The organism is Shimia sp., from assembly GCF_965227725.1.
Lineage (GTDB): Bacteria > Pseudomonadota > Alphaproteobacteria > Rhodobacterales > Rhodobacteraceae > Shimia.
This window is the reverse complement of sequence record NZ_CBDDGH010000003.1, coordinates 198512-213272: the sequence shown is the minus strand read 5'-3', so window position 1 is coordinate 213272 and position 14761 is coordinate 198512. Positions and strand designations below refer to the sequence as shown.

The 14761-nt window shown below is 61.9% G+C and carries 17 protein-coding genes; 10 read left to right on the top strand and 7 right to left on the bottom strand.

What is annotated here, in order from left to right; all coding sequences use genetic code 11:
• Positions 1 to 47: 47 nt before the first annotated feature.
• Genes pgeF through lgt form a run of 3 tightly spaced genes read right to left on the bottom strand, consistent with a single transcriptional unit; the run spans position 48 to position 2754 of the window.
• Complete coding sequence (gene pgeF, locus ACO07T_RS06740; protein ID WP_422048762.1) at positions 48 to 806, bottom strand: peptidoglycan editing factor PgeF; 759 nt, start codon at positions 804 to 806, stop codon at positions 48 to 50.
• Positions 803 to 1861 carry a class I SAM-dependent methyltransferase gene (locus ACO07T_RS06735; protein WP_422048761.1) on the bottom strand — a complete coding sequence of 353 codons (1059 nt, stop codon included), beginning with the start codon at positions 1859 to 1861 and terminating at the stop codon, positions 803 to 805. Before ACO07T_RS06735 ends, pgeF begins: the two co-directional genes overlap by 4 nt.
• Positions 1858 to 2754 (bottom strand): prolipoprotein diacylglyceryl transferase, encoded by an 897-nt coding sequence (lgt, locus tag ACO07T_RS06730; protein ID WP_422048760.1) that lies wholly within the window; start codon positions 2752 to 2754, stop codon positions 1858 to 1860. The genes ACO07T_RS06735 and lgt overlap by 4 nt, the downstream gene beginning before the upstream one ends.
• Before the next feature lie 111 nt (positions 2755 to 2865).
• Between lgt and ACO07T_RS06725 the strand changes: the two genes are divergently transcribed.
• Entirely contained in the window at positions 2866 to 3105 is a 240-nt protein-coding gene (locus tag ACO07T_RS06725; RefSeq protein WP_058239539.1) for an accessory factor UbiK family protein, read from the top strand.
• A gap of 65 nt (positions 3106 to 3170) precedes the next feature.
• Here ACO07T_RS06725 and ACO07T_RS06720 read toward each other — a convergent pair whose 3' ends face one another.
• Positions 3171 to 3995: a PhzF family phenazine biosynthesis protein gene (locus ACO07T_RS06720; RefSeq protein ID WP_422048759.1), complete on the bottom strand. Its 825-nt coding sequence runs from the start codon at positions 3993 to 3995 to the stop codon at positions 3171 to 3173.
• 262 nt (positions 3996 to 4257) lie between these two features.
• Here ACO07T_RS06720 and ACO07T_RS06715 point away from each other — a divergent pair, with 262 nt between their 5' ends.
• From ACO07T_RS06715 to ACO07T_RS06700, 4 genes are read left to right on the top strand one after another with little or no spacing between them, the layout of a single operon-like run.
• Complete coding sequence (locus tag ACO07T_RS06715; protein WP_209064425.1) at positions 4258 to 4758, top strand: YbjN domain-containing protein; 501 nt, start codon at positions 4258 to 4260, stop codon at positions 4756 to 4758.
• Positions 4759 to 4789: 31 nt separating this feature from the next.
• Positions 4790 to 5605, top strand: a complete 816-nt coding sequence (gene proC, locus ACO07T_RS06710) for a pyrroline-5-carboxylate reductase (protein WP_422048758.1) — start codon at positions 4790 to 4792, stop codon at positions 5603 to 5605.
• Positions 5598 to 5936 carry a tRNA-binding protein gene (locus tag ACO07T_RS06705; protein ID WP_209079605.1) on the top strand — a complete coding sequence of 113 codons (339 nt, stop codon included), beginning with the start codon at positions 5598 to 5600 and terminating at the stop codon, positions 5934 to 5936. Before proC ends, ACO07T_RS06705 begins: the two co-directional genes overlap by 8 nt.
• Entirely contained in the window at positions 5933 to 6886 is a 954-nt protein-coding gene (locus tag ACO07T_RS06700) for a 2-hydroxyacid dehydrogenase (protein ID WP_422048757.1), read from the top strand. The genes ACO07T_RS06705 and ACO07T_RS06700 overlap by 4 nt, the downstream gene beginning before the upstream one ends.
• Before the next feature lie 37 nt (positions 6887 to 6923).
• On the opposite strand, the gene ACO07T_RS06695 is transcribed toward ACO07T_RS06700, so the two are convergent.
• Positions 6924 to 7529, bottom strand: a complete 606-nt coding sequence (locus tag ACO07T_RS06695) for a thymidine kinase (protein ID WP_209079607.1) — start codon at positions 7527 to 7529, stop codon at positions 6924 to 6926.
• 414 nt (positions 7530 to 7943) lie between these two features.
• On the opposite strand from ACO07T_RS06695, the gene ACO07T_RS06690 reads away from it, so the two are divergent.
• A complete protein-coding gene (locus ACO07T_RS06690; RefSeq protein WP_422048945.1) occupies positions 7944 to 8399 on the top strand; it encodes a hypothetical protein in 456 nt (151 codons plus the stop codon).
• A gap of 3 nt (positions 8400 to 8402) precedes the next feature.
• Positions 8403 to 9278 (top strand): helix-turn-helix transcriptional regulator, encoded by an 876-nt coding sequence (locus ACO07T_RS06685; RefSeq protein ID WP_422048756.1) that lies wholly within the window; start codon positions 8403 to 8405, stop codon positions 9276 to 9278.
• A 404-nt stretch (positions 9279 to 9682) separates the two neighbouring features.
• Here ACO07T_RS06685 and ACO07T_RS06680 read toward each other — a convergent pair whose 3' ends face one another.
• Both ACO07T_RS06680 and truA read right to left on the bottom strand, forming a co-directional pair.
• Positions 9683 to 10804: a beta-ketoacyl-ACP synthase III gene (locus ACO07T_RS06680; protein ID WP_422048755.1), complete on the bottom strand. Its 1122-nt coding sequence runs from the start codon at positions 10802 to 10804 to the stop codon at positions 9683 to 9685.
• A gap of 133 nt (positions 10805 to 10937) precedes the next feature.
• Entirely contained in the window at positions 10938 to 11705 is a 768-nt protein-coding gene (truA, locus tag ACO07T_RS06675; protein ID WP_422048754.1) for a tRNA pseudouridine(38-40) synthase TruA, read from the bottom strand.
• A 107-nt stretch (positions 11706 to 11812) separates the two neighbouring features.
• Between truA and ACO07T_RS06670 the strand changes: the two genes are divergently transcribed.
• From ACO07T_RS06670 to ACO07T_RS06660, 3 genes are read left to right on the top strand one after another with little or no spacing between them, the layout of a single operon-like run.
• Positions 11813 to 13225: a YcjX family protein gene (locus tag ACO07T_RS06670; protein ID WP_422048753.1), complete on the top strand. Its 1413-nt coding sequence runs from the start codon at positions 11813 to 11815 to the stop codon at positions 13223 to 13225.
• Positions 13222 to 13677, top strand: coding sequence for a GNAT family N-acetyltransferase (locus ACO07T_RS06665; protein WP_422048752.1), 456 nt, complete (start codon positions 13222 to 13224; stop codon positions 13675 to 13677). Before ACO07T_RS06670 ends, ACO07T_RS06665 begins: the two co-directional genes overlap by 4 nt.
• Positions 13674 to 14669: a YcjF family protein gene (locus tag ACO07T_RS06660; protein ID WP_422048751.1), complete on the top strand. Its 996-nt coding sequence runs from the start codon at positions 13674 to 13676 to the stop codon at positions 14667 to 14669. Before ACO07T_RS06665 ends, ACO07T_RS06660 begins: the two co-directional genes overlap by 4 nt.
• Positions 14670 to 14761: the final 92 nt, after the last annotated feature.

Genomic DNA, 14761 nt, shown 5'->3' with positions numbered 1-14761 from the left:
CGGTATTGGTGAAGGCCTTTAAAACAAAGGCCTTTCATGGGCCGTGTTTAGAGGCGGATGCAGGAAATCAGGCGGCCGTAGTCTGCTTCTTTGGCGTGGGTGGTGCGGCGGTAGGAGTAAAACCTGTCTGCATCGGCATAGGTGCAGTGGCGGATCCACTCGGCCTCTCCGACACCCGCGCGGCGCAGGCGGTGCAGCCCGTAGGCGGGCAGGTCAAACAGCATGCGGTCACCTTCGCCATTGGCAAAGAAGCGGCTGTTCTCGGGGTCTTCGGCAAGGAAGTTGTCCAGAAACTCGGGGCCAACCTCATAGGCGCTTTGGCTGATGCAGGGGCCGATCACGGCGCGGATGTTGGCACGGGAGGCGCCGAGGGCTTCCATGGCCTCTACGGTGGCTTCGAGAATGCCGTCCAATGCGCCGCGCCAGCCTGCGTGGGCGGCCCCGATCACACCGGCCTCAGGGTCTGAGAACAGAACCGGCTGGCAGTCTGCGGTGAGGATCGAGAGCGCAAGGCCGGGTTGGTTGGTGACAATCGCATCGGTGCGCGGGCGCTCGCCAGTGATGGGGCCGGTGGCGGTGTAGACATCGGCGGAATGCACCTGATGCACGGAGGCGAGGTGGGCGATGTCGACCTCCATCGCATCGGCCACACGCTGGCGGTTGATCGCAACAATCTCAGACTGATCAGAGCTACCCATGCCGCAGTTGAGGCCTTCGAAGATGCCGGAAGAAGCGCCGCCGCGACGGGTGAAGAAGCCATGATGCACGGGGGCAAGCAGGTCCGAGGTGAGTATCTCAAGTGTCATGTGGTGCATCCTGCTGGGGGTGTGCCGCCTTCGGGGAAGAGCGCGAGGACTTTGAACAGGTTTCCCATTTCCTCGGGGTGCGTCAAGCGGCGATGTGCGGCGATGTGGCTGGCAAGCGCCGCGCCGCTGAGGTTTGCGGCCAGGGCCTGTGCGCGGGCGGTGATGCCGAGGCGCTCCAGAAACACGCCTTGCGGGGTGAGGCGGCTGTGGGCGCAGGGGGCGGCCTGTGCCAGGGCCTCAAAATCCACATGGGCAGTGAGGTCGCTTGCGCCCGGCGCGGCAAGCGGGTCGATGAAGGCGTGATCTTGCAGCGCCTGCAAGGTGTCGCCTTGAGACCGCCAGTCGCCGTAGTCAATCAAGAGCGCCACGCCGCCCGCGTCGCGGAGGCGGGTGCCGATCTGATCGGCGATGGCGCTGGCCTGTGGGCAGGTTTCAACGATGTTGTCTTGCACCGTGTCGGCAAGGCGGTGCGTGAGATGCGGCTGCGGCAGCTCTGGCCCCAAGGCAAAGGCAAGCGCGCCGTCGCGCATGGCGATCAGGCGCTCGTGCCAGCCTTCCGCGCCGCGCTGATATTGGCGGATCGGGAGGGCGTCAAAAAACTCGTTGGCGATGAGATACAGCGGCTGATCCGGCAGGGTGTCGAGGCTGTCGTGCCATATGACTTGATCGCCGAGGGTGTCGCGCTGTTTGGCGCGCAGGGTTGGGGAGGCTTCCACAAGGTGGATCTGGGCGGCGGCGTGAAAGCCGGGCACTGCGCGGGTGGCGCGCAGAATGTCGGCCATGAGCGTGCCGCGCCCGGGGCCGAGTTCGGCCAGTGTGAAAGGGGCAGGGGGGCCTTGATCAAGCCAGGCCTGCGCCAGCGAGAGGCCAATGAGTTCGCCAAACATCTGACTGATCTCCGGCGCGGTGGTGAAATCACCGGCGGCGCCCAGAGGATCGCGTGTGGTGTAATAGCCCAGCGTGGGATGCAGCAGCGCCTCACCCATATAGTCCGCCACGGTCATGGGGCCGTGGGCCTCAATCCGGGCGAGGAGATGCTGGGTCAATGTGCTCATGTGGCGGGCGCGGGGTCAGGGCGTGCGCGCAGGATCAGGTAGAGGCCGAGGGCGATCATGGGTAGCGAGAGCAGCTGCCCCATGGTGAAGCCGTAGCCGTTCATCTGCAGCGCGAGGCCGAGCGGGTTGCCCGGCGAAATGAACTGCGCATCGGGTTGGCGGACAAACTCTACGAGGAAACGCGCGGTGCCGTAGCCTGCAAGGAAGGTGCCGATCAGCGTGCCGGGGCGTTTGAGCGCGCCGCGGCGATAGGCGAGCCACAACATGAGGCTGCCAAGGATCACGCCTTCCATGAGGGCTTCATAGAGCTGGGAGGGGTGGCGCGCGCAATAGGCCACCAGCTGGCCGCAATCCTGCGCGGCCTGACCGGGGAAGATCACGCCCCATGGCAGATCGGTGGGGCGGCCCCAGAGCTCGGCGTTGATGAAGTTGGCGATCCGGCCCAGAAACAAGCCGATCGGTACGCCAAGTGCCATGGCATCCCCGACCTGCATCGGGCGCAGGTCATATTTGCGGCAATAGAGGAAGCCCGCGAAGATCACGCCCAGCATGCCGCCGTGAAAGGCCATGCCGCCATCCCAGATGCGGATGATGTCCCCCGGATTGGCGAGGTAGAAGGCCGGTTTGTAAAACAGCACATAGCCAAGGCGTCCGCCAAGGATCACGCCAAGGATGACCCAGCTGAGCAGATCTTCGACCTGTTGGGCGGTGATCGGCGCGGTGTTGTTGGGCCAGAGCGACGCGCGCTTGATGGTGGCCAGCACAATGCGCCAGCCGATCAGGATGCCGACAATATAGGCAAGCGCATACCAGCGCAGGGCAAATTCCATGCCAAAGGCGGAAATCGAGAAGATCTCTGGCGAGATATTGGGGAAGGGAATTTGTCCGCTCATGTGCCTCTCCGTTTGCGGCCCAAATGGCCGGGTGTGCGCGACAAAGTCAACCTTGTGTCTGCGGGCGTTGACGCCCATATAAGGGGTCAGGATCACAATGCGGAGAGAGCGATGCAAACCCGGAACAAATTCATGGACGACATGTCTCAGTTGATGACCAACGCCATGGGTGTCGCTCAGGGCGCCAAGGATGAGGCGGAGAACGCCATGAAATCGCTGATGGACCGCTGGCTGGCGGATCGCGATTTTGTCACCCGTGAGGAATTTGATGCGGTGCGCGCCATGGCGCAGAAGGCCCGTGAAGAAAACGAAGCCCTGAAAGCGCGGATCGAGGCGCTGGAGGGCAAGTAAGGCTTAGGCGTTTGCCGAGCTGAAGGCTGTGGGGCTGGCCGATGGGTCGGCCCTTTTTCTTTTGATTACAGCACGATTGTGCCTGTGATGCAGCTCTGCACGGCGCCGCCGACCCAGATCTCGCCGCCATCACTTTGCACATGCACGCGGCCTTTGCGCCCCAAGGCGGTGCCTTGTGCGGCGATGTAGCTGGGTGCGGCATGGCCTGCACCGATGAGCCATTGGGCGATGCCTGCGTTCAGGCTGCCTGTCACCGGGTCTTCCAGCCCGCGGGCGGTGAAGCCGCGCACCTCAAAGTCGGTTTCCGTTGCCGGGGCAACAACGCCGATGCGCAGGCCGTTCAGCGTGGCGTAGTCCGGCGAGATGGCCATGGCCGTGGCGTGATCGCGCAGCAGAAGCGCCGCCCAGCCGGGGCCATTGTCGACCCATGCGGCCTCTATGATGTCTGTCTCTGAGAGGCCGAGGCCTTTGATGGCGCGGGCGCGGGTGTCTGCATCCAGTGCGCCGCTGCGAGTGAGGGGCGGGGCCATGAAGAAGAGCTTCTCGCCGTCGCGGCGGATGCGGATCAGGCCTGCGCCGCAGTCTTGCAGGATGTCGCCGCCTTTGGGTGTGCCGCCTTGGTTGAGCCAGACTTGAGCGCTTCCGAGCGTCGGGTGGCCGGCAAACGGCAGCTCTTGTGCCGGGGTGAAAATCCGCACGCGGTAGTCGGCCGCAGGATCGCGGGGCGGCAGCAGAAAGCTTGTTTCACTCAGGTTGGTCCAGTTGGCGAGTTGTCCCATTTGGGCGTCGCTGAGGGGCTCTGCGTCGCCCACAACGGCCAGCGGGTTGCCAAAACTCGGGCTGTCGGTGAAGACATCGACCTGCGCAAAGGGGAATTCCTGCTGTCCCATCACTATCCTCTTGGAATCTGGTGAAAATCCGGGCATTGGGAACAGCCCTTCCTTGGGTCTCTCACCGGGCGGTGGAGACTTGTGCATACTTCACTTTAATCCACAACTTATTGCGTTATCCACAGATATTTTGCTTTACACATCGTAAAGGGCACCTCACCATATGTTGTAAGGGCGGTGGAGTTTTCCACAGTTCCTAGAGCAGGCACCAAGCGTTAGGGGAGCTGCCAATCCCCACGCGATAGCAAAACGAGGTGGCGCCATGGCATTATCAGAGCAGTTTCTGGAAGAAGACCTGCACCCTATTGATATCGTTGAGCATATCGCAGAGGTGCGGGACTGGAATTTTGAGCGGATCGCAGATGATCAGATCGCAATGGCGGTCGAAGGACAGTGGAAGACCTATTCCATCACGCTGGCCTGGTCTGCCTATGACGAGACTTTGCGGCTGGTCTGTTCCTATGAAGCGCAGCCGCCGGAAGAGAAGCTGCCGCAGCTTTATGAGACGCTGAATGCGGTGAATGATGAGTGCTGGTCCGGTGCCTTCACCTATTGGGAGCGCCAGCAGCTGATGATTTATCGCTATGGTCTGGTGCTGGCGGGCGGACAGGTGGCGAGCCCTGATCAGATCGACACGATGATCCGCAACGCGGTGCAGAACGCAGAGCGGTTTTACCCGGCGTTTCAGCTTGTGGTCTGGGGTGAGCGAACTGTGAAAGATGCAATGCAAGTTGCCATTGCAGAGGCCTACGGGCGGGCGTAACACTTGCCCCCAACAGGATAAGGGGGCTTTCATGGACATGACTTTGGTGGCCGAGCGCGGGCTGGTGCTTTTGGGCTGCGGCAAGATGGGCTCTGCGATGTTGCAGGGCTGGCTGGCGGATGGGCTGCCTGCGGGATCGGTCTGGGTGCAGGATCCCTTTCCCAGCGATTGGGTGCGGCAGAGCGGTGTCCATGTGAATGCAGAGCTGCCAGCCGCGCCTGCGGTGGTGCTGATCGCGGTGAAACCACAGATGATGGCGGATGCGCTACCGGTCTTGGCGGCCATGGGCAATGGCGAGACGCTGTTTGTCTCGGTTGCGGCGGGCATCTCCATCGGCACCTACGAAGATATTCTTGGCGAAAACACCCCGATCGTGCGCGCCATGCCCAACACGCCCGCGGCAGTCGGCAAGGGCATCACGGCAATCGTGGCCAATGGGCCTGCGGGAGAGGCCGGATTGGTTGCCTCTGAGGCGCTGCTTTCGGCAGTTGGGCAGGTGGTGCGTCTTGAGCGTGAAAGCCAGATGGATGCGGTCACCGGACTGAGCGGCTCGGGCCCGGCCTATGTGTTTCATATGATCGAGACCATGGCGGCGGCAGGAGAGGCACAGGGCTTGTCACCCGAGTTGTCCATGGCGCTGGCGAAAGCCACGGTGGCCGGTGCAGGCGCGCTGGCAGAGAGTGCTGAGGAAAGCCCCGCGCAGCTGCGCATCAATGTGACCAGCCCCAATGGCACCACGCAGGCCGGGCTGGAGGTTCTGATGGACACCGCAGAAGGGTTGCCGCCTCTGATGATCAAAACCGTGGGCGCGGCGGCGGAGCGGAGCCGGGAGCTGGCCAATGGCTGAGATCAGTTTTGACGATTTTCTGAAGGTCGATATTCGTGTCGGCACGGTGGTGCGGGCGGAAGATTATCCGGAGGCGCGCAAACCTGCGATCAAGCTCTGGGTGGATTTTGGTGATGAGCTGGGCGTGCGCAAAAGCTCGGCGCAGATCACCGCGCATTACAATCCCGCGGGGTTGATCGGCAAACAGGTGATGGCGGTGGTGAATTTTCCACCGCGCCAGATCGGCAAATTCATGTCGGAAATTCTGGTGCTGGGGCTGCCCGATGAGGCGGGAGAGATCACGCTGATCGGCCCGGACGGGCCGGTGCCTAACGGGGGGCGGATGCATTGAAATCGCTTTTGATCACACGGCCGCTGCCAGATGAGGTGCTCGCGGCGGCGCGGGCGCAGTTTTCGGTGACGGTGCGGCTCAACAACCTGCCGATGGAGGGGGATGAGCTGCGCGATGCCCTGCGCAACTTTGATCTGGTGCTGCCAACGCTGGGCGATGCTTTTGACCGCAAGGTGTTTGCCGATGTGGCGGCGCCGCGCTGCAAGATGCTGGCGAATTTTGGCGTGGGCTTCAATCATATCGACACCAAGGCCGCCAAGATGGCTGGCGTCACCGTGACCAACACGCCGGGCGCTGTGACAGACGCCACGGCGGATGTGGCGATGACGCTCATCCTGATGAGCGCGCGGCGCGCCGGTGAGGGCGAACGTCTGGTGCGCGCGGGTCACTGGCGCGGCTGGCATCCGACACAGATGCTGGGGATGCATCTGACCGGCAAGACCGTCGGCATCGCGGGCATGGGCCGCATTGGTCAGGCGATTGCCGCGCGCTGCCACTTTGGCTTTGACATGCCGGTGAAATACTGGAACCGCTCTGAAAAAGAGCTGGCCTTTCCGGCGGAGCGCGTGACCTCGATCACCGATCTGGCGTCGCAGGTGGATGTGCTGTTGGCAGCGGTGCCCGGTGGGGCGGACACCCATCATCTGTTTGATGCGGAGGTCTTTGCCGCGATGCAAAGCCACGCCCATTTCATCAATATTTCCCGGGGCGAAGTGGTGCATGAGGCCGCTTTGATCGCCGCTTTGGAGGCGGAAGAGATCGGCGGGGCGGGTTTGGATGTCTATGAGTTTGAGCCCAAGGTGCCGGAAGCTCTGCGCAAGCGCGACAACGTCACCCTGCTGCCGCATCTGGGCACAGCGGCGTTGGAAGTGCGCACGCAGATGGGGCTGATGGCGGTGGACAACCTGATCGCCTTTGCCCAAGGGCAAACGCCGCCAAATCTCGTTTAGATTATCGGCCTGAAAACCTGAGGCGCGGGCGGCGGGTTTACTCGGCCGCTCTGCGCTCCTTGGGCATGTCGCCCATGGCCTCGCGCCAGTGACGGCGGCAGAGGGACACATAGCTTTCATTGCCGCCAATCTGCACCTGAGCACCTTCGCGCAGGACATTGCCGGTCTCGTCCTGACGCACAACCATAGTGGCTTTCTTGCCGCAATGGCAGATGGTGCGCACTTCGCGCATTTCATCGGCCAGCGCCAGAAGTGCGGCGGAGCCGGGGAACAGTTGGCCCTGAAAATCGACGCGCAGCCCGTAGCACATGACGGGCACTTTCAGATCATCCACGGTGCGGGCCAGTTGCCAGACCTGCTCCTCGCTCAGGAACTGCGCCTCATCAATGAAGACACAGGCGATTTTTCCCTCGTCGATGCGGGCCTCGATCTTGGCAAAGAGATCAGAGCTTGGATCAAAGGTGTCTGCAGGCTCGGAAATGCCGATGCGGGAGGCGATGCGTCCGGCCCCTGCGCGGTGGTCGAGCTTGGCGGTGAGCAGATAGGTCTGCATCCCGCGCTCACGGTAGTTGTGAGAGGCCTGCAAAAGCACAGTCGATTTGCCGGCGTTCATGGTCGAATATTGGAAATACAGCTTGGCCATGGGCGGGTGATAAGACGCAACGGGCCATGGGTGCAAGACCGTGGGGGGAGGGCTGCGCGAAAAACTCTGACGGCGATGCACAGAGGTCGATCGCTGCGCCCGGTCGGCGGCTGAGACAGGTTTGTTTGGCGGGTGGAGCGCCCCCCGGGGTCAAACTGGTTGAACCATTGGGGATGTTGATCCCGGGATGCGCGGCCTGTTGGCCAACGGCGGATCTCCACGCAGATCTCCACCGCCCTCCTATGATCCGGCTGCACCCACCGGACACTGACATTGCCGGAGGAAACGCTTCCGGTCTTTCTCAAATGACAAAAATAGGGTTAATTCGAAAATGGGAAAAGAAATCTGCCTTTCCCCTCACGTGGGGGTGTGAGATGGAATGCGGCAGATCATTCAATGGGTTGGAACGAATATATGAGCGTTGTGGACAGTTATCTGAAGAAGCATTCCGAGGCCTTGGTGAAAGACGTCGGGATTGAGGCTGCCTGCGAGCTGACGGGCAAGTCCAAAGCAACGCTGGGGCGCTACTATTCAGGGCATGAGGAGCACGCGGACCGGTTTATGCCGATTGATGCGGTGGCCGCGCTGGAAGAGGCGGCGTCTTATCCGCATGTGACCGCAGCGCTTGCGGAGCTGCGGGGCAATTCGCTCAACCATGACAGCCGCCGCAACCCAAACAGCAAGGGGGGCGTCAACTCTGATGTGATCGCGCTCAGCCAGCGGTTTGCTCTGCTGATGGCGGAATACAACCAATCCATCGAGGATGGGGTGATCACGGTCACCGAGGCCAAACGTCTGTTGCGCGAAACCGTCGCGCTGCAGCAGGTTCTGGTGGATATGAAACTGCATCTGGAAGAGGAAACCGCCTAACCGATGATCGATGCGTCCGGGCGTCGGCCGCTTCTGGCGGCTGAGCGTCACACACCGGAACTGTTGCACGGGTTTCTGGCCGATCTGGAAGCCACGCAGACTTCAGCGGAGGTCTGGGCGCTGATTGTCGAGGTGGGGCAGACCCTGAACCTGCCGTATATTGATTTCATCTGCGCCAACAACTTCTCCAACTGGAAGCGGACGCTGTTTATCCGCACCTCCTATGACAGCACCTGGCTGAACACGCACAACAACGATCCAGAGACCTCCAAGTGGAGCTACTTCCGCACCCATGCGATCAATTGCCTGACGCCGATTGCGGTGGGGCTGGAGTTTGCGGATGAATTTCACCACATCCCGGAGCAGCGCTATAAGGTGCTCAAGGAGGCGGCCAAGCGTGGGTTGCGCGCGGGGTTCTCTATCCCTCTGAGGCTGAATGCGCCGCCGCAGGCCGCGCTGATCACCTTTTGCGGGGACCACTCCAAAAGAGAGATGCGACACATCATTCAGACTCATGGATGGGTCCTAAATACTGTCGCAATGATGGGTCATCAGCGGTATCTTGCTCATTTTGCGGCAGAATTTACCGAGCGGAACCAAATTTCGGACAAACAGCGCGAACTGCTGGAAATGATCGGGGCCGGGCTTCAGGACAAGGTGATTGCCGAGAAGCTTGAGATCTCTGTTTCTGCGGTGCGGCAACGGATGAAAAACATCCTCAGTAAAACCGGGCTGTCCAATCGCGCGGACCTTGCCGCGCTGGCGATGAGCGCCGGGCTGGTGAAAGATCCGCTGAACCGGATGCACAATGAGGAAGCGGGCATTCTGGTTGAGATGGATGATCCACCGGGCGGCAAGAATCTGGTGAAATACCGTTAGCATTTGAAATATAATGATTATTTTCGGGTTCTGATGTTTTTCGGAGCCCAAAGAAAAAGGTGCCCCGGAGAACCGGGGCACCTACACGTCATGAAAAGACATACAGGGAAAATATGTGCACGGGTGTGCATACAGGACTCCGCACGGGACAGCGCAGAGTAGAAGGGGATCAGTAAACTATCACCTCTCGAACCTCTTGTTTCAGGATGCCTGGGGTAGCACCGCGGCGAAACAACAGCTCCCTCCGTAGACCATGCTAGCGCATTACCTAGCGTGAGTCTGGTAGGGGAGACTGGGTGATCACAGTAAAGAGAGCTGTCAATTGTGATAGTTTTTTCGAGCTAGACTATCATTTCTGACAGTCGGTGTGCGGCAGTATACCGCACACTTCGAATCACACTTTGTTAATGACGCTTGACGAGCACGGATCCAACTGAATAGCCCGCGCCGAAGGAGCAAATCACCCCGTAGTCGCCTGCGTCCAGATCGTCAGAGTATTTAGAGAAGGCGATGATGGAGCCCGCAGAGGAGGTGTTGGCGTAGTCCTGCAGGATGTTGGGCTGTTCGCCGTCTTCCGGTGTGCGGCCCAGAACCTTCTTGCCGATGAAGTCGTTCATCGACTTGTTGGCCTGGTGCAGCCACAGGCGGCGCAGATTGTCTGGGGAGACGCCTTCCTCTTCGAGGTGGGACAGCATGTGGGCGGAGACCATTGGTACCACCTCTTTGAACACTTTGCGGCCGTTTTGCATGAACTGCATGTCGCGGCGGTCAACCACGCCATCGGGGCGGGAGCGGCGCAGGAAGCCGTTGTTGTTGCGGATGTTGTTGGAGAATTCGGTGGCGCAACGAGTCGAGATGATTTCGAAGTAGTCACCTTTGGCGTCTTCTGCACGCTCGATCACGGTGGCGGTGGCCACATCGCCAAAGATGAAGTGGCAATCGCGGTCGCGCCACTCCAGGTGGCCGGTGCAGATTTCCGGGTTCACAACGATGGCTTTGCGCACGGAGCCCGAGCGCACCATATCGGCTGCGGCCTGCAGGCCAAAGGTTGCAGAAGAGCAGGCCACGTTCATGTCAAAGGCAAAGCCGCCTGCGCCAAGCGCGTTCTGGATCTCGATCGCGATGGCCGGATAAGCACGCTCCATGTTGGAGGCCGCACAGATCACCAGATCAATCTCGGAGGCGTCAACCTGCGCCTGCGCGAGCGCTTTGGTGCAGGCATCAACGGCCATTTCGGTCATCACGCCGGGTTCGTCATCGCTGCGCTGACGCAGCAGCGGGTGCATCACGTCGGGGTTCAGCACACCTTCTTTGTCCAGCACATGACGCTGTTTGATGCCGGAGGCCTTGTAGATGAATTCGCTGGAGGAATGCTGCATGGGCTCCATCTCGCCGGCTTCGATGGCGGCGGCGTTCTGGGCGTTCATCTTGTCGGCGTAGGCATTGAAGCTTTCGACCAGCTCGTCGTTGGTGATGACTTGATCTGGCGTGAAGACACCGGTGCCGGTGATGGCTGGCTTGAACATGTTGGGCCTCAAGAGTTTCCTGTGACGGGCAAATAGCATGGATTTGGGCGAGAAGGTCAAGGGTTTACCCATGGTAAACTTTCAATTCTGCCTTGTTTTGTTGATCACAAGCGGAGGAGGCCGGTTTGCAAGATCAGGGAAAGGGGGCATCCGGATAGGTGACCCCAGCCAAATAGAGACCCTGTGGCGGACACACCGGGCCGCAGGCGGCGCGGTCGCGGGCCTCAAGCGCGGCTGTCACATCATCCGGCGTCCATGCGCCTGCGCCGACGCGCTCCAGCGTGCCGACAAAGCTGCGCACCTGATTGTGCAGGAAGGAACGCGCGCGCACGTGAAAATGGATTTCCGGCCCGCCTATGGTCTCCACGCGCTCCACGCGCAGTTCATCCAGTGTTTTCTGCGGGCTCGCCGCCTGACAGATAGAGCTGCGGAAGGTGGTGAAATCATGGTTGCCGAGCAGACGGTCTGCGCCGGCCTGCATGGCGGTGACGTCGAGTTCGTGTTTGACCTGCCAGACGAGCCCTGCCTCATGCGTGGCAGGGGCGCGGCGCATGAGAATGCGGAAGAGATAGCGCCGTTCGGTGGCGGAAAACCGGGCGTGCCAGTCGTCATCCACGCGGGCCGCGTTGACGATGGCCACAGGGTTGGGTTTGAGCTGGAAGTTCAGGGCCTCAGACAGGCGGAAAGGATCCCAGTCTTTTTCCATGTCACAATGGGCGACCTGCGCCAGACCGTGCACCCCCGCATCGGTGCGGCCTGCAGCGGCAATGGTGTGTTCGCGCGGCTCAAGCTTGGCCAAAGCGGCCTCAATGGCCCCCTGAACAGAGGGCTGATCGGCCTGGCGCTGCCAGCCTGCGAAGGGGGCGCCGTGGTATTCGACTTGGAGAGCATATCTGGGCATGGGCGTCCGGTTACCGCACTTGGGGGGGAATTTGAAGCCATTCTCACCACTGGAAATACAGGGGGCCGCCGCATAGGTTGAGGCAAACAGGCAGAGGGCCCAAGCCATTGGTCATAAGCACAATAACAGATGGGATCGCGCGACAGGTTGAGGCGGTGGCAGATGGGGTCAGCGGTGTGTTTGAGCCGGTGGTGCGGCTGGGGGTGACCGGGCTTGCGCGCTCTGGCAAGACGGTGTTCATCACTTCTCTGGTGGCCAACCTGCTGGATCGCGGGCGCATGCCTCAGCTTGCTGCCGCCGCAGAAGGGCGCATTGAGGCGGCGTTTTTGCAGCCGCAACCCGATCAGTTGGTGCCGCGCTTTGACTATGAGCGTCATCTGGCGATGATGACAGGGGCCGCCCCCCAATGGCCGGAGAGCACCCGGGCGATCAGCGAATTGCGGGTGTCGTTGCGGGTTCGGCCCAATGGCCTTCTGGCAGGGCTGCAGGGCGCGCGCACCGTGCATCTGGATATTGTGGATTATCCGGGGGAATGGCTGCTGGATCTGGGGCTGATGGAGAAGAGCTTTGCGCAGTGGAGCGCGGAGGTTCTGGAGCGGATCGCAGCGAGGGATGAAGCGGCCGAGTTTCTCGGTTTGATGCGCGCGATGAACGGCGCTGATGATCTGGATGAACCCAAAGCGCAGGATCTGGCGGCGGCGTTTGCGGAATACTTACAAGCGGCGCGCGCGGGCGGTTATTCTGATTGCACCCCGGGGCGGTTCTTGCTGCCCGGTGATCTGGCAGGCTCGCCGGTGTTGACCTTTGCGCCGCTTGCACCGGTGGAAAACGCGGGCAAGAACAGCCTGTGGCGGGCGTTTGAGAAACGCTTTGAGGCCTATAAGGCGCAGGTAGTAAAACCGTTTTTCCGCGATCATTTTGCCCGCATCGACCGGCAGGTGGTGCTGGTGGATGCGCTGGGGGCGATCCACGCGGGGCCGCGGGCGCTGGAGGATCTGCGCGGCGGGTTGGCGGACACGCTCACCGCGTTTCGCCCCGGACGCACGGCCTGGCTCACACGGCTGCTGGGTGGCCGGCGGGTGGAGAAGATCCTCTTTGCCGCCACCAAGGCCGACCATCTGCATCACAGCCAGCATCCGCAGCTGACCTCGATCATGCAGGCACTCACACGGGAGGCGGCGGATCGCGCGCAATTTGCGGGGGCCGAGACCGAGGCGCTGTCGCTGGCTTCTTTGCGGGCGACGGTGGAGGAAACCGTGAGCCATGACGGCGCGGCGCTTGATTGTGTGCGCGGGCGGTTGCTGGCGGATGGGCGGCAGGCGGCGTTTTATCCGGGCCAGTTGCCGGAGGATCCAAATGTGTTGCTGAACGCGGCCAAGGTGGGTGCAGAAGGCTGGCTGGATCAGGATTATCAGATCATGCGCTTTGCGCCTGCGGCCAACACCCTGCGCCCCGGCGAAGGCCCGCCCCATATCCGGATCGACCGCGCGGCACAGTTTTTATTGGGAGATGTGTTGTGACGGCGGTTCTGCGCCGTGCTCAAGCATCTGATGGGCCTGTGATGGGCGCGATCCTGCAAGGCTGGATTGAAGACACGTCGTGGATGCCGGTTTTGCACAGTCTGGCCGATACCCAAGCGTTCTGCGCGCATTTGGTTGAGGCAGAAGAGTGCTGGGTGGCTGAGGCGGATGGGCAGGTTCAGGGGTTTCTGGCCCGCAAAGACGGCTGGATTTCGGCGCTTTATCTGCGGCCGGAGGCGCAGGGGCGTGGGCTGGGCACTGGGTTGTTGGCACGTGCGCAAGAGGGCGCGGCAGAGCTGCATCTGTGGTGTTTTCAGGAAAATCACGCGGCGCAGAGGTTTTATGAGGCTGCCGGGTTTTGTGCGGAAGAGCGCACGGATGGCGCGGGCAATGCGGAGCGGTTGCCGGACATCCGGTATGTCTGGCGGCAAGAGCGGAGAGAGATGTCATGAGCAAAGGCCCGGTTTTGATTGATCTGGAAGACAGCCCTGCGCCCAAGGTGGCGGAGGCGGCGCCGGTGCCGGATTTGATGGTGGAGACGCCAAGCGGGCAGGCGATGCAGGTGGCGGCCAAGCTGGGGGCGGGTAAGCCGTCGCGGTTGGCGCGGCTGTTTTGGGCTTTGGTGGCGGCGTTTCTCGGGGCGGCGCTTTCGGTGGCGGCCTGGGATTTTGTCACCGGTCTCGTGGTGCGGTTTCCGCTCCTAGGTTGGGCGGTCATGGCAATCGGCGCGGCGGCTTTGGTGGTGGCTGTGCTGATCATCCTGAAAGAGCTGGCCGGTCTGGCACGGCTGCGGCGGGTGGATGGGCTCAAGGCGCGGGTGGATGCGGCGGTGCGGGCGCATGATCTGACGCAGGCACGGGGCGTTGTGGATGATTTGCTGCGGTTTTACCGCGGGCGGGAGGATCTGGCCTGGGGGCGGGATGGTCTGACCAAGCAGCGTGAAGAGGTGCTGGACGCGGATGCGCTGATCACTTTGGCGGAGGCGGAGCTCATGACGCCGCTGGATATGGCGGCGCAGCGCGAGGTAGAGACCGCGGCGCGGCAGGTGGCGGCGGTGACCGCGCTGGTGCCGCTGGCGCTGGCGGATGTCGTGGCGGCGCTGACGTCAAATGTGCGCATGATCCGGCGGATTGCGGAGATCTATGGCGGGCGCTCCGGCACATTGGGCAGCTGGCGGCTGTTTCGCGCAGTGATGACACATCTGGTGGCCACGGGGGCCGTGGCTGCAGGCGAAGACCTGATTGGCACGGTTGCAGGCGGCGGCGCTCTGGCCAAGCTCAGCCGCCGGTTTGGCGAGGGCATCGTGAATGGCGCGCTGACCGCGCGCGTGGGTGTTGCGGCGATGGAAGTGTGCCGTCCGCTGCCCTTTGGCGCAGGGCGCAGGCCTTCGGTGGCGGGGCTGGTGAAACGGGCCTTGACCGGGTTGTTTAACAAAGAGAGCTGAGGGGCAGCATGTCACAACCGGCCGCTGCGCCTGTGGCGGTTTGGGGAGCCTCCGGCGGGGATATTTAGGGCAAGAGGAAGCCGCAGAGTATC